The sequence below is a fragment of the Desulfovibrio sp. Fe33 genome (assembly GCF_028532725.1).
Taxonomy (GTDB): domain Bacteria; phylum Desulfobacterota; class Desulfovibrionia; order Desulfovibrionales; family Desulfovibrionaceae; genus Pseudodesulfovibrio.
The window spans coordinates 104289-117857 of the sequence record NZ_JAQKGU010000009.1; the positions used below are offsets into that span (position 1 = coordinate 104289).

Consider the following 13569-nt stretch of genomic DNA (forward strand, 5'->3'; position numbering starts at 1 on the left):
GAACCGACATGAGCACGGCGCCGAGCATAAGACTGGAAAACGTGACCGTGGGATACGGCAAGACGCCCGTGGCCTCGGACTTGAACATAGAATTTCCCGGCGGCAAGCTGTCCATGCTCGTGGGCGGCTCCGGATGCGGCAAGTCCACCGTGCTCAAGCACATCCTGGGGCTGCATTCGCCCATGGCCGGACGCCTGCTGATAGGCGATCTCGACCTGGGGCGGATGACCGCAAGGGAGGCCCGCTGCATGCGTCAGCGCACCGGCGTGCTCTTCCAGGACGGCGCGCTTCTCGGCTCGCTCAAGCTCAAGGACAACGTGGCCCTGCCCCTGCGCGAGCATACCAGGCTCAAGGAGCCGGAGATCATGCGCATCGTCCAGGACCGGCTCGACATGGTCGGCCTGGGGCACGCCCTGGACCTGTTCCCCAACGAGCTTTCCGGCGGTATGCGCAAGCGGGCGGGGTTGGCCCGCGCGTTGGTCATGGACCCGCAGATGCTTTTTTGCGACGAGCCCACCTCCGGGCTGGACCCGGTGCTCTCGGCCGAGCTGGATCAGCTCCTGCTGGAGATGATGTGCCGTTTCGACATGACCATGGTCGTGGTCACGCACGATCTGGCGAGTATGCGCGGCCTGGCCGACTTCGTGGTCATCCTGGGCGAACGGCGGTGCCTGTTCCAGGGAACCATCGAGGAGCTGGAGCGGACCGAGGACCCGTACCTGCGCCGGTTCCTCGACCGGGCGGCCGAAGACCGCGACGCCCCGAGACTGACCCTGCCGCCCATCGACCCGGCCATGATGAAGATCGATTGCTCCAGCGTCCTGGGCAAGAAAAACACCATTCGGAAGGATGACCGATGTTTAAAATAAAGAAAGAAACCGCAGTGGGTATCTTCGTCATCATGGGACTGCTGGCCGTTGTCTACATGAGCGTCAAACTGGGCAACGTGCAGTTGTTTTCGGACAAGTACTACGTGGTCAAGGCGAATTTTACCGACATCTCGGGGCTGAAGGTCAACGCCCCGGTGCAGATGTACGGCGTGGACATCGGGTTTGTCAGCAAAATCGGCCTGAACCAGGAAAAGGGCGTGGCCGAGGTTTCCATGATGGTTTTGAAGGAAGTGGAACTCACGGATGACGCCATCGCCGCGATCAAGACCAACGGCCTGATCGGCGACAAATACGTGAAAATTGTGCCCGGGGGACTTGGCGAACCCGTCAAGCCGGGCGATACGTTGTTTGACACACAGCCCGCGGTTGACCTTGAAGACCTGATAAGCAAGTTCGCTTTCGGTTCGGTCTAGGGCGCATCAACGCCCGTCGGGGATAGGTAACGCACATGTCTTTGAAGAGAACCATACTGGCTTTTGTCCTGATTTGCCTGGCGGCCGCCGGCGCTTCCGCCGCCGTGGCCGGGCAGTCCCCGACCGACCGCGTGCGCGAAGGGGTGGACCGTATTGTCGAAACGCTGTCCGATCCCGTCATGCAGGACCCGGCGCGGCATGACGAGGCGCTCGGGCGGCTGCTCCGCGTGGCCGAGGATTACATCGACTTCGAACTGGTCACCAAGTTCGCGGTGGGACGGCCCTGGCTTCAGATGTCCGACGACCTGCGCGTCAAGTTGCAGGACGCCTTCATGCAGCTCCTTGAGCAGTCCTATCTGAAGAGCATCCCGGCCTACGGCGGCCAGAACGTGGAGTACACGCGGGAGGATGTTTCCGGCGGCAACGCCAAGGTTCAGACGGCCATCACGGACAAGGATAAGAAAATAATCGTTGAATTTCGTTTGAAATTCGTTCAAGGGAAATGGATGATTTATGATGTCGTCGCCGAAGGCGTGAGCCTGGTGATGAATTATAGAAGCCAGTTCGCAGAGGTCCTGAACAAGGGGACCGGCGAAGACCTGCTGAAAGCGATCCAGGATCGGATCATGCAGATCAATCAAGGCAAAGAGGGACAACCGGCGTCGTGATGAGGGTTGAAGAAACAGGCTTTCGCCTTATTACCATACTGCTGGCCGCCGTGCTCCTGTTTGGAGTCGCGGGGGTCTGTTCCGCTTCCCAGGCTCAAGGGGAGCCTGTCAGCGTGGCCCAGTTCGGCGGCGAGCCCGCGGCTGCGGACGAAAACGCCGACGGTCTTGATGATTTCGACGAGTTCGACGCCGCCTACGCGGATCAGCACCTGGTCAGCGATCCCCTCGAAGGATGGAACCGGGTCTGGTTCGACATCAACGACATTCTCTACCGGGGCGTGTTCCGGCCTATGGCCGAAGGATACGCCTGGGTGGTCCCGCCCCGGCCCCGCACCTGGGTCGCCAATTTCTTCACCAACCTGCTCTTTCCGGTCCGGTTCCTCAACGACATCCTGACCGGCAAGTTCGACGCCGCCTACATGGAGACTTCCAAGTTCGTGGCCAATACCTCCTTCGGAGTGTTCGGCCTGGGCGACGTCACCGCGGGGATGCCCCGCAACTGGGAGCCCGAGCGGCCCACCGCGGACGGCTTCGACCAGACCCTGGGCAAAGCCGGATTCGGCACGGGCTACTACCTGGTCTGGCCTTTGGTCGGACCCAGTTCCATCCGAGGCTCCGTGGGCTGGCTGGCCGACGCCTACTGTGACCCGCTGACCTATGGCCGGTTCACCTTTGTCGAGTTCATGGGCATTCGGGCGTACAAGAATCTGAACGAGCTTTCCCTGCAGCTTGAGGGCAACGAGTACGAGACCCTGACCACCGGCGCGGTGGACAAGTACGCCGCGGTCCGGGATGCCTACATCCGCTTCCGGGCCAAAAAGGTCTCCGAGTAACCTTTCCCCGTTTTCAGCCCATGCAGATCGCCATTATCTCGGATACCCACATGGGCACTCCGCCGGCCTGGCTCGACCAGGTCTATGCCCGTTGGCTCGGGCCGTCCGATGTGCTCATCCACTGCGGAGACATCACCTCGGCGTCGACCTGGTCCTACTTTCTGCAACACGATAATTTCCTTTGCGTCCGAGGCAACTGCGACTGGGACCCGGAACTGGCCGAGCGGCTGGAGCCCATGCTTTCCGCCCAGGTGGGGCCGCTCAGGGTGGGCGTGACCCACGGCTGGGGGCCGCGCTCCCAGGTTTCGGTCAAGGTGGCCCAGGCTTTCGGGCCGGACTATGATCTGGTCTGCTACGGACACACTCACATCCGGGACTGGTCCGTGGTCGAGGGTGTCCGCCTCGTCAACCCCGGTTCCCTTGGCGAAAGCGGCTCTCTGGCCCTTGTCCGCGTCGATGACGGCGGCGGGCTTCGGTGCGAGTTTGTCGACGCTCGTTAACTCTCGGTTCCCTCTCCATGCCGCCTCTTGGACGCGCCTCGTTTACGAAGTGCTCTTTTTCGCTTCGAGAGGCGGAAGAATCTTGTGCGGCTGTTGCACTTTTGCCTGGGGAGTGGCATGAACCTACCGTGGATAAACTGAGGAAAAAACTGTTTGTTGCCGTTTTGTTCACGCTTTCCACCGTCTTTTGTCTCTGCCCCGGCAGGGCCGAGGCCGAAGGGAAGCGGGAGCTGGTCTTTGGCATGTCCGCAGCCTTCACTGGCGCCAACGCCGAACTGGGCATCGAGTATTATCGGGGGCTCATGGCCTACCTCGAATACTACAACGCCAGGGTGGGCGAAAACGGTTGGGCCATTCGCGTCAAGCCCGCCAACGACGGCTACAATCCCGCCCCCTGCTTTCAGAATACGGTCAAGTTCGTCGTCCAGGACGATGTCTTCGCCCTGGCCGCCTATGTGGGCACCCCCACGACTTCACATGTCCTTCCCCTTTTGCAGCGGTTTTCGGATCGGCGCATCTGTCTGCTTTTTCCCTTCACCGGCGCACAGCCGCTGCGGACCGAGCCCTTCGGCAAGTACGTCTTCAATCTGCGGGCTTCCTATTTCGATGAGACCAAGGCGCTGGTGGACCACTTCCTGGCAGTGGGCCGCACCCGCATCGGGGTGTTCTACCAGTCCGACGCCTATGGCCGCACGGGTTGGGACGGCGTGCGCCGGGCCCTGGAGAAGCGTGGGCTGCCCATCGAGGCCGAGGCCGCGTACAACAGGGGCGCCGCCTTCGTGCAGGATTTTTCCCGGGAGGCCCAACATTTCGTGGATGCGGGCGTTGACGCCATCGTCGTCGTCGGAACCTACGCCTCCCAGGCGGCGTTCATCCGCGACGCGCGCGACCTCGGCTGCGCCCTGCCCATCGCGGGCCTTTCCTTCTCCGACAGCGACAAGATGCTCGATCTGCTCAAAGAGGAGGGCGGACGCAGGGGAAGGGACTATACCTTCGACCTGATCCAGTCCCAAGTGGTCCCGAGCTACGAGGAGACCGGGCTGTCCGGCGTGCGTTTCTACCGCGAGATCATGGCCGGGTACGAAGGTGGAAATCCGCCTTCGGACGGGGCGTACTCCCCGAGGAGATTCAGCTTCGTGAGCTTCGAGGGGTTCCTCAACGGCGTTCTCCTCGGCGAAATGGTCCGGCGCATGGGCGACGAGCCGTCGCGTGAGCGCATTCCCGCCGTGATGGAGTCCATTCGGGACTTCGATCTGGGCATCGGGGTCAACGCGCATTTCGGCCACGGCCGCCATCAGGGGCTTGACGCCATCTACCTGACCACGGTGAAGGACGGCCGCTTCCGGGCCATTGAGAGCTGGGAGAGGTGGCGGAAATGAAAGCCCCCAAGCTTTTCGTCAAGCCGCTCCTGCTGATGGTCGTGATCTTCGGCATCGTCGCTGTGGTCACGTCCATGACTTTTTCGAGCCAGCTCCGGCGCGAACTGACCCGCGAGTACGAGTCCAAGGCCCTGGCGCTGGCCCGGTCCGTAGCAGAATCCGACATCGCCACCATTCTCAGCCAGGACGCCGGGTCCCTCCAAGGGCGCATCGACCAGTACCTCGCCATCAACGCCGTTTCCTACGTGTTGATCGCCGACGAGAACGGCAAGGTCCTGGCGCACACCTTCGTTCCGGTCATCCCTCCGAGAATCCTGCGCCTCGTGGCGGAGACGCCGAAGCTCGAAGCCCGTGAGGATCATATTCTGCGGGATGTGATCCTGGACGGAAAGCGCTACCTGCACGTGTCGAGCCCCATCCTTTCCGGCCTGGCCGGAGACGTGCATATCGGCATGGACTACGCGGGCATCGACAAGAACATACACGAGGCCGTGCTGGAGCAGCAGGTGGTCATGCTCATCCTGTTGGGGGCCAGCCTCCTTCTCGTTTTCTTCTTCGTGGTCAACATCTCCAAGCCGCTCACAGAGCTTACCGAGTACGCCGGGCGCGTGGCGGTCAAGGATTTCGGCAACGTGCCGGTCATCGACTCCAATGACGAGGTGGGCCAACTGGCCAAGGCCATGGAGGCCATGACGGGCCAGATTTCCGAGTTGGTCGGCAACCTGGAGGAACGCGTCAGGCAGAAGACCCACGAGTTGCAGGAGGCCCGGGACGCCCTCAAGCAGAAGGTGGAGGAGCGCACCGGTGAACTGACGCGCACCAACACGCAGCTCAAGATCGAGATCGCCGAACGCAAGGTCATCGGCGACGCCCTGCGGAAGGCGGAGAAGAAATATCGCGCCATCTTCGAAAACGCGGTGGAGGGCATCTATCAGTCCTCCATTTCCGGCCGGTTCCAGGATACCAACCCGGCTCTCGCGCGTATTCTCGGCTTCAAGACACCCGAGGCCCTGATGAGCTCCATCTACGACATCGGCACCCAGATCTATGTGGACCCCGACCGTCGCAAGGAGTTTCTGCTCCTCCTCGAGGAGAGGGGCGAGATCAAGAATTTCGTGTCCAAGGTGCGCAAGCGCGACGGCCGGATTATCTGGGTCGCGGAGAACGCGCGCAAGATCGTGGACGAGAAGGGCGCCGTCGTCTGCGTCGAAGGGTCCATCGAGGACATCACCATGCGCAAGAAGGCCGAGGATCAGCTCAAGCGCCAGGCCTTCCACGACCCGCTCACCGGGCTGCCCAACCGTGCTCTGTTCCTGGACCACCTGCGCATGGCCATGGAGCGCTCCCGGCGGCGCAAGCACATGTTCGCGGTCCTGTACATGGACCTGGACCGCTTCAAGGTGGTCAACGATTCCCTCGGCCATGACGCGGGCGACGAGCTGCTGCGCGGGGTGGCCCGGGTACTCGAGCAGTGCGGCCGTTCCGTGGACACCGTCGCCCGGTTCGGCGGCGACGAGTTCGCCATTCTCCAGGAGGAGATTTCCGCGCCCAAGGACGCCATCGCCATCGCGCGGCGCATTCTCGAAGGCGTGCGCCAGCCGTTCAATATCGGCGGCAACGAGGTCTTCACTTCCGCATCCCTGGGCATCGTCCTCAAGACCGACGGCTACGACCGGCCCGAGGCCCTGCTGCGTGACGCCGACACGGCCATGTATCGGGCCAAGGAACTCGGCAAGTCGCGCTTCAAGGTCTTCAACCGCAAGATGCACGATCAGGCCCTACAGCTCATGGAGCTCGAAACGGACCTGCGGCGCGCCGTGGACTTGCGGGAGTTCGAGGTGGTCTATCAGCCCATCGTGGAGGTTCCGACCCGGCGCGTGTGCGGTTTCGAGGCGCTGGTCCGCTGGCGTCATCCCGAACACGGCATCATCGCTCCCGGCGATTTCATCGGGCTGGCCGAGGACACCGGGCTGATCTACGCCATCGACAACCTGGTGCTTGAAGAGGCCTGCGCCCAGGTGCGCCGTTGGCAGACGCTGGCCGGGGACGGGCCGGGCGCGGCTTTGAGCGTGAACATCAACGTCTCGGGCAAGCATTTCGGCCAGTCCATGCTGGCGGGCCAGATTTCCCGCGCCCTGGAGGATTCCGGCCTGCCCGCAGATTCCCTGAACATCGAGATCACCGAGTCCGCCCTCATGGACAACCCCTCGGTGGCCGAGGAGATTCTGCAACAGCTCAAGGAACTCGGCATCCACATCTGCATCGACGATTTCGGCACGGGCTATTCCTCGCTGTCCTATCTGCAACGCTTCCCCATCGACGTGGTCAAGGTGGACAGGAGCTTCATCATCGCCGTGGACGAGGACCAGGACAGCCAGGCCATCGTGCGCACGGTCTTTTCCCTTGGCGAGTCCATGGGGCTCAAGATCGTGGCCGAGGGCGTGGAGACGGCGGGCCAGCTCGGTTTTCTGGAACGCGAGGGTTGCCGCTTCGTCCAAGGATATTTCTTTTACAAGCCGCTGACCGTGCCCGAGGTGGACAGCCTTCTCGAAGGACAGCGCCTGGGCTGAGGCACGCCCCGGACAGAGGAGGATCATGGCCATACGCGATTTGATAAGCTGCGGCGTGGAGCCCATCGAACAGGTGCTCATGCCGTTCCAGGTGTTTTTCCGTTCCCAGTCCACCAGCGGCATTCTGCTCATGCTGGGCGCGGCGGCGGCCCTGGTCTGGGCCAATTCGCCCTGGGCGGAATCCTACATCGCGCTGTGGCAGACCCCGTTCACCGTGGGCTTCGGAGCGGCCGCCCTGTCCAAGCCTGTCATCCTGTGGGTCAATGACGGACTCATGGCTCTGTTTTTCTTTGTCGTGGGACTTGAGATAAAACGGGAATTCCTCGTGGGCGAGCTGTCCACCCGCAGCCATGCCGTCCTGCCCATCGCGGCGGCCATCGGCGGCATGGTCGTGCCCGCGTCCATCTTTGCCCTGGTGAACCTTGGCGAACCGTCCATTTCGGGCTGGGGCATCCCGATGGCGACCGACATCGCCTTCGCGCTGGGCATCCTGGCCCTGCTGGGCGACCGCGTTCCCTACCAGATCAAGATTTTCCTGACCGCCGTGGCCATCGTGGACGATATCGGCTCCATTCTGGTCATCGCCCTGTTCTATACGGCGGACATCTCCTTCGTCATGCTCGGCGCGGGCGCGGCCTGCCTGGTCCTGGCCTTCGCCGGAAACCGCATGGGCGTGCGCTCGCCGCTGTTCTACGCCCTGGCGGGCTGCCTGCTCTGGTTTTTCGTGCTCAAGTCCGGGGTTCATTCCACGGTGGCCGGCGTGCTCATGGCCTTCACCATCCCGTCCCGGACACGTTGTGACGCCGAGGCCTTTTCCTTCAACGCCACCAGGCTTCTGGACGACTATCGCGAGTCCGTCGAGTCGGGCGGGTCGGTCCTGACCAATCAGCACATGCATTCCGTCCTGCTGTCCATGCAGCATATCGTGACCCGCGCCCAGACCCCGTTGCAACGGCTGGAACACGCCCTGCATCCCCTGGTGGACCTTGTCGTCATGCCCATTTTCGCCCTGGCCAACGCGGGCGTGGTCCTGTCCGGCGGCATCGCCCCGGAGGCGGCTTCGGCCGCTCTGGGAACGGCCCTCGGACTGGTCCTGGGCAAGCCCGTCGGCATCGTGCTCATGGTCGTACTGATCGTCCGCTTTTCCGAGGGCTACCCTCGCGGCGTGACCCTCAAGCATTTCATAGGCGCGGGAATGCTCGGCGGCATCGGCTTCACCATGTCCCTGTTCATCGCCAACCTGGCCTTCGGGAACGCGCCGGAGCTGCTCACGGGAGCCAAGACTGCCGTGCTCGGCGCATCCCTGGCGGCGGGCGTGGGCGGCTTCCTTGTCCTGCGTACCGCTCCGAGGCAGGGGCCGCCTGATTCCTAGACCGCTTCCTATCGGGTGGGATACGGTGTATGTTCACCGTGTGAACGCGGCCGTTTTCTTCCAAAAAACACAAGGCATCCGACAATGATGAGTGAACTAGGACTGATCGAAGGCGTCTTCTCCATTGAACGCACGACCCGGATCGGTACGGGGACTACTTCCCGGCGAGTGGGGCAGAGTGCGCTGTATTACGCCAGGGAGACGGAGGACGGCTCCATCGAGCTTCAGGGCCTGAACAGCCGGAACGTGCCTTTCGGGCCGGTTGGGGTCATTACCAAGGATGAACTTCTGGCCGACTACCTGCCTGTGCCGCAGCTCTTCAAGGAGGTGTTCGGCAATCTCCGCGCGGTGCAGAAATCCGTGGCCAGGGGCGACAAGTTCCGCAAGCGGGGCGAAAATTTCACCGCCGAGTACGAGTACGCCAACGCGTTGAACCTGGACGAGCTGAACGTGCGGGCGAATTTCGGTATCGGCCTGTGCCTTCTGGCCCGGGACGAGGAGGAGAAGGCCAAGAAGGTCTTCGACCGCATTCTCGGCCTGGATACCGCCTTTTCCGACGATCATAAGCACCTTTTCAACGAATACGGCATAGCCCTGCGCAAGAAGAAGCTGTTCGGCCAGGCCGTCGATTATTACCGCCGCGCTCTGGAGCTGGCGGGCGACGACGAGAATCTCTGGTACAATCTGGCCCGCGCGCAATTCGAACGGCAGGACTGGGCCGCCTGCGCCAAGGCCGCGGCCAAGTGTCTTGAGCTGGCTCCGGAGCATGAGGAAGGGCGAAGGATGATGGATCATCTCGCCAAAAAAGGCTTGATCTAGGGGGCGGGCGTGAGCACGGTCAAGGCCTTCGTCATCGCCGGAACGCACAGCGGGTGCGGCAAGACGTCCATCTCTTTGGGGCTCATGGCTTCATTGGCCCGCCGCGGCGTCAGGGTGCAGCCCTTCAAGAACGGGCCGGATTTCATCGACCCCGGCCATCACGCCCTGGCCTGCGCCGTGGACGGCGTGCCTGTTCCAAGTCACAACCTCGACGGCTGGATACTCGACGAGGCCGCCAACTTCGATATCTTCAACCGTTACGCCGCAGGCAGCGACGTGGCCGTCATCGAAGGGGGCATGGGCCTTTTCGACGGCATTTCCGGGACCGGCGAAGCCGGGTCCACGGCCCAACTGGCCAAGATACTTGGCCTGCCCGTCATTCTGGTGGTGGACGCCCGCTCCATGGCCCGGTCCGCCGCCGCCCTGGTGGCGGGGTACGCGGACTTCGATCCCGAAGTGACCATCGCGGGAGTCATCTTCAACCGCGTCGGCAGCGCGTCCCATGCGGAGCTGCTGCGCGAGGCCATGACCCTGGTCCCTGACGTGCCGGTGCTGGGCGTGCTCGGCCGCGACGACTCCATCGCCACCCCCTCGCGCCATCTCGGCCTCGTCACCCCGGAACAGGACGCCCCGGATCTTTCGCGGTATCAGCGATTGGCCGACTGGGTGGAGACCGGCCTGGACCCGGACGCGATTCTGGCCCGGCTGCCCGACATTACGGCCGTCCCCCCGTTCGAGCCCGTGCCGCAGCTCCCCAGGGTGACTATCGGGCTGGCCAGGGATAACGCCTTCTGTTTCTATTACGAGGAAAATCTTCGTCTCCTGCGGGAGGCCGGAGCCCGGCTGGTGGAGTTTTCCCCCATCGCCGACGCTCGTCTGCCGGAGCATCTGGACGGCCTCTACCTTGGCGGAGGCTACCCGGAACTCTATGCCTTCGAGCTCGGCCAGAACACCCGTATGCGCCGTGACATCAAGGAGTTCTGCGAGTCGGGACGCCCGGTCTACGCCGAGTGCGGCGGGTTCATGCTGCTCATGAACGACATCATCACCGGGCGGGGCCGTTACGCCATGACCGGCGTCTATCCGGTGCGCGCGGAAATGAACGAGCGGTTCCGCGCCCTGGGCTACCGTGAGATCGCCACCCGCGAGGCCACCATCCTCGGTCCGGCGGGAACCGTCGCGCGCGGACACGAATTCCATTATTCCTCCCTTCAGGAGGACGGCGCGCCCGACGCCCTGCACCCGGTCTACTCCATGTCCGGCCGAAAGGGGCGCATCGACGCGCCCGAAGGGTTCGTCACCCGAAACACCCTCGGCTCCTACGTCCACCTCCACTTCGCCTCCAACCCGGAAATCGCGCGTTCCTTCGTGCGCCTGTGTATTGAGGCAGGCAACAGCTTGCAGTAGCCGGGCCTTCATTCCCGAACCGTTTTCCGGGCGGCAACCGGCCGCCCGAGGCGTCCCCCCCTTAACAAACGACGCCCGACCGGGTAGGAGATGAAGGATGCGGACGTGGATTCTTCATATCGACATGGATGCGTTTTTCGCGTCGGTGGAGCAGATGGACAACCCCGAGTTGCGGGGCAAGCCTGTGGCCGTGGGCGGGACGTCGGACCGCAGCGTGGTGTCTGCGGCCAGCTACGAGGTGCGCAAGTACGGCGTCCGTTCGGCCATGTCCGTGGTCAAGGCGCGCAAGCTCTGTCCGGAGATAATCATGGTTCCGGGGCGCATGGCCCGCTACAAGGAGGTCTCGCGGCAGGTCATGGGCGTGCTGAAAGAGTTCTCGCCGACCGTGGAGCAGGCCAGCGTGGACGAGGCGTACCTGGACGGAACGGGACTGGAGCGGCTGTTCGGCCCCATCGACGAGATGGGGCGGCGGATCAAGGCGCGAGTGAAGGAGGCCACGGGGCTGAATTGCTCGGTGGGCGCTGCCCCGGTGCGGTTTCTGGCCAAGATCGCTTCGGATATGGATAAGCCCGACGGCTTGTTCATTGTCCGGCACGAGGAGGTCGGGGAGTTCCTGCGCACGCTGCCTGTGGGCAGGATTCCCGGTGTGGGGGCCAAGCTGTTGGAGGTGTTGAAACGCATGGGCGTGCGCACCTGCGGCGACGTCCTGCTCAAGCCCGCAGAATACTGGGAGGAGCGGCTGGGAAAGTACGGCGCGGCCCTGCACGAAAGGGCGCGCGGCATCGACCCCACGCCGGTCACGCCCCACGAGGCGGCCAAGAGTTGCAGCGCGGAAAACACATTTCAGGAAGACACCACGGATCGGACGTTGCTGCGCAAATGGCTTCTCGCGCAGTCCGAACGGGTTGGCGAGGATTTGCGCCGTCACGGCTACAAGGGACGAACCGTTACGCTCAAGATCAAGTATGCGGATTTCACCCAGATCACCCGTTCGAAAAGCCTGGACGCCCGCACGGACAAGACCGGGGTCATATACGACACCGCCTGTTCCCTGCTTGAGCAGGTGCGCCTTCCGCGCGCCGTCCGGCTGATCGGAGTGGGCGTGTCGAATTTCGAGGCCCGCGCCCGCCAGGTCAATTTGTTCGAGGAATCGCCGGAGCAAAGGGAGTCGACCAGTGAGCTGGACAGGGCCGTGGACGAGGTTCGGCGCAAGTTCGGGGGCAAGGCCGTGACCCGCGTGGAGCTGTTGGGATTCAAGAAAAAACCAACCAATTCTGCTGAGTGAGCGTCCCCGGCGAGGTTTCGGCGGTTCCGGCTTGCCAAAGCTGATGAAGATTACTACATAGAAAAGATACTATGAAAAAAATATCGTCTTTCGGCGAGTATCAAAGGATGTCAACCATTCGTGAATATTATGAAAAGTAAGAAATTGCTCAATGTCAGGGGTCTGCTTGTTCTCGCCTTCGTCTTGTTTGCGCCGTGCCTGTTCGCGGCCGGCGTTTCGGCGGAGGAGGAACCCAAGGGAATCATGGACGTGGACCTTTCGGCCAAGCCCGCGCCGTTGGCCGAGAATGTGGAAAAGGGCCTGAGTCACCTTTTCGCGGTCCTTGACGACAAATCCGTTCCCCTGTCGGTGGCCGAACTGCAACCCATGCTCGACTTCGTGGTCAACGTGGATGCCGACCCCAAGGATATCGAACCCGCCAAGCGCTTCGACGGCCGGGGAATCTGCCTGCGCCGCGACGTGTCCACGGATCTGACCCGCATCCTCAAGTATTTCTACAACCCCGACATCCCTAACCATTTGCTCTGTCCGGCGGTTCTGCGCTCGTCGGGATGGCGCGAGGGCAGCGAGTTCCTGGCCCGGCCGAACGGGTTGTGGGAGGAGTTGCCTTCGCTGGGCGAGAACGGGCCGGTGGTGGTCCGGGGCAGCGAGTACGAGGTGACCACGCCCGATTCGTTTGCCGAGGCGTATTACGGCTACGATTTGAACCGGCTCATTATCCTGACCCGATTCCAGGGCAAGAACGTGCTCATTTCCGTGTCCGAGCAGGACGGCAAGTCCGACGTCGGCCGCAAGGGGGCGATCCTGGACGACAAGAGCTGGGAGTATTTCTACTCCGGGCTGGAAGGCCTCAACAAGGGCATGATCGGCTGGATGGACACCTTCACCTACGCCTCCGGCTCGGTTCAGGTTTTCGTGGAGCAGGACGCTCAGGCGCCTCGCAGCACGGTCTTCCTGTTCAAATGGCTGAACGCGGGATGGGCCGGTATGAACGTGGTCAAGCGTTCCCACATCTATGACGGGACCCTGCGTTACGTGCGCAGCTTCTCCAAGGTGGTGGAGTCCAACGGCCTCACTCCGGAGTTCCTGGTCGACGGCCTCAGGGACGTCATGGCCATGCCTGAAAGCCGGGTGAACGAACTCATCGAGGAATACGCCCGCAACTTCGAGGCCCGGTTCAAGGACGATCCCAAGCTGAAGTCCCGCGATTACGCCAAGGTCATCCGCGACGGCGGGTATGCCGAGGTTCTGGACGATAACGCGCGGCGGTCGGTGCTGGCCCTGGAAAAGCTCAAATCCCTCATGGGCATGGACACCCTTATCGCCCTGGAGGGCGAGGCGTCTCAGCCCGTGGCCCAGGGGCCGGAGAACGCGACTCACCCCGTGGCCGCGGAAGTGGCGCAGCGCGAGACCGCGCCCGGCAACTAGTCAGC

At 62.9% G+C, this 13569-nt stretch carries 12 protein-coding genes; all 12 read left to right on the forward strand.

Features of this window, described 5'->3' with window-relative positions; translation table 11 throughout:
* The first annotated feature begins 8 nt into the window (after positions 1–8).
* The 12 genes from PSN43_RS12315 (at position 9) to PSN43_RS12370 (ending at position 13564) form a co-directional block, all read left to right on the forward strand.
* On the forward strand, positions 9–869 hold the full coding sequence (locus PSN43_RS12315; RefSeq protein ID WP_272701027.1) for an ABC transporter ATP-binding protein: 861 nt from the start codon (positions 9–11) through the stop codon (positions 867–869).
* Entirely contained in the window at positions 857–1303 is a 447-nt protein-coding gene (mlaD, locus tag PSN43_RS12320; protein WP_272701028.1) for an outer membrane lipid asymmetry maintenance protein MlaD, read from the forward strand. Before PSN43_RS12315 ends, mlaD begins: the two co-directional genes overlap by 13 nt.
* A 35-nt stretch (positions 1304–1338) precedes the next feature.
* Positions 1339–1971, forward strand: coding sequence for a Tgt2/MlaC family protein (locus PSN43_RS12325; RefSeq protein ID WP_272701029.1), 633 nt, complete (start codon positions 1339–1341; stop codon positions 1969–1971).
* Entirely contained in the window at positions 1971–2804 is an 834-nt protein-coding gene (locus tag PSN43_RS12330; RefSeq protein ID WP_272701030.1) for an MlaA family lipoprotein, read from the forward strand. Before PSN43_RS12325 ends, PSN43_RS12330 begins: the two co-directional genes overlap by 1 nt.
* Positions 2805–2824: 20 nt before the next feature.
* Positions 2825–3304 carry a metallophosphoesterase family protein gene (locus PSN43_RS12335; RefSeq protein WP_272701031.1) on the forward strand — a complete coding sequence of 160 codons (480 nt, stop codon included), beginning with the start codon at positions 2825–2827 and terminating at the stop codon, positions 3302–3304.
* 128 nt (positions 3305–3432) lie between these two features.
* Entirely contained in the window at positions 3433–4683 is a 1251-nt protein-coding gene (locus PSN43_RS12340) for an ABC transporter substrate-binding protein (RefSeq protein WP_272701032.1), read from the forward strand.
* Complete coding sequence (locus tag PSN43_RS12345) at positions 4680–7253, forward strand: EAL domain-containing protein (protein ID WP_272701033.1); 2574 nt, start codon at positions 4680–4682, stop codon at positions 7251–7253. The genes PSN43_RS12340 and PSN43_RS12345 overlap by 4 nt, the downstream gene beginning before the upstream one ends.
* A gap of 25 nt (positions 7254–7278) precedes the next feature.
* A complete protein-coding gene (gene nhaA / locus PSN43_RS12350; RefSeq protein ID WP_272701034.1) occupies positions 7279–8625 on the forward strand; it encodes a Na+/H+ antiporter NhaA in 1347 nt (448 codons plus the stop codon).
* Between the two features lie 87 nt (positions 8626–8712).
* Positions 8713–9444: a tetratricopeptide repeat protein gene (locus PSN43_RS12355; protein ID WP_272701035.1), complete on the forward strand. Its 732-nt coding sequence runs from the start codon at positions 8713–8715 to the stop codon at positions 9442–9444.
* Positions 9445–9453: 9 nt separating this feature from the next.
* Positions 9454–10851, forward strand: a complete 1398-nt coding sequence (locus PSN43_RS12360; RefSeq protein WP_272701036.1) for a cobyrinate a,c-diamide synthase — start codon at positions 9454–9456, stop codon at positions 10849–10851.
* A 97-nt stretch (positions 10852–10948) separates the two neighbouring features.
* Positions 10949–12136, forward strand: a complete 1188-nt coding sequence (locus tag PSN43_RS12365) for a DNA polymerase IV (RefSeq protein ID WP_272701037.1) — start codon at positions 10949–10951, stop codon at positions 12134–12136.
* 129 nt (positions 12137–12265) lie between these two features.
* On the forward strand, positions 12266–13564 hold the full coding sequence (locus PSN43_RS12370; RefSeq protein ID WP_272701038.1) for a hypothetical protein: 1299 nt from the start codon (positions 12266–12268) through the stop codon (positions 13562–13564).
* Positions 13565–13569 lie beyond the last annotated feature (5 nt).

What these genes read in the sequence shown, in the direction of transcription:
- PSN43_RS12370 (WP_272701038.1), top strand. Translation starts at nt 12,266, where the DNA reads ATGAAAAGTAAGAAATTGCTCAATGTCAGGGGTCTGCTTGTTCTCGCC.
- PSN43_RS12345 (WP_272701033.1), top strand. Translation starts at nt 4,680, where the DNA reads ATGAAAGCCCCCAAGCTTTTCGTCAAGCCGCTCCTGCTGATGGTCGTG.
- nhaA (WP_272701034.1), top strand. Translation starts at nt 7,279, where the DNA reads ATGGCCATACGCGATTTGATAAGCTGCGGCGTGGAGCCCATCGAACAG.
- PSN43_RS12355 (WP_272701035.1), top strand. Translation starts at nt 8,713, where the DNA reads ATGAGTGAACTAGGACTGATCGAAGGCGTCTTCTCCATTGAACGCACG.
- PSN43_RS12325 (WP_272701029.1), top strand. Translation starts at nt 1,339, where the DNA reads ATGTCTTTGAAGAGAACCATACTGGCTTTTGTCCTGATTTGCCTGGCG.
- mlaD (WP_272701028.1), top strand. Translation starts at nt 857, where the DNA reads ATGTTTAAAATAAAGAAAGAAACCGCAGTGGGTATCTTCGTCATCATG.
- PSN43_RS12315 (WP_272701027.1), top strand. Translation starts at nt 9, where the DNA reads ATGAGCACGGCGCCGAGCATAAGACTGGAAAACGTGACCGTGGGATAC.
- PSN43_RS12335 (WP_272701031.1), top strand. Translation starts at nt 2,825, where the DNA reads ATGCAGATCGCCATTATCTCGGATACCCACATGGGCACTCCGCCGGCC.
- PSN43_RS12365 (WP_272701037.1), top strand. Translation starts at nt 10,949, where the DNA reads ATGCGGACGTGGATTCTTCATATCGACATGGATGCGTTTTTCGCGTCG.
- PSN43_RS12330 (WP_272701030.1), top strand. Translation starts at nt 1,971, where the DNA reads ATGAGGGTTGAAGAAACAGGCTTTCGCCTTATTACCATACTGCTGGCC.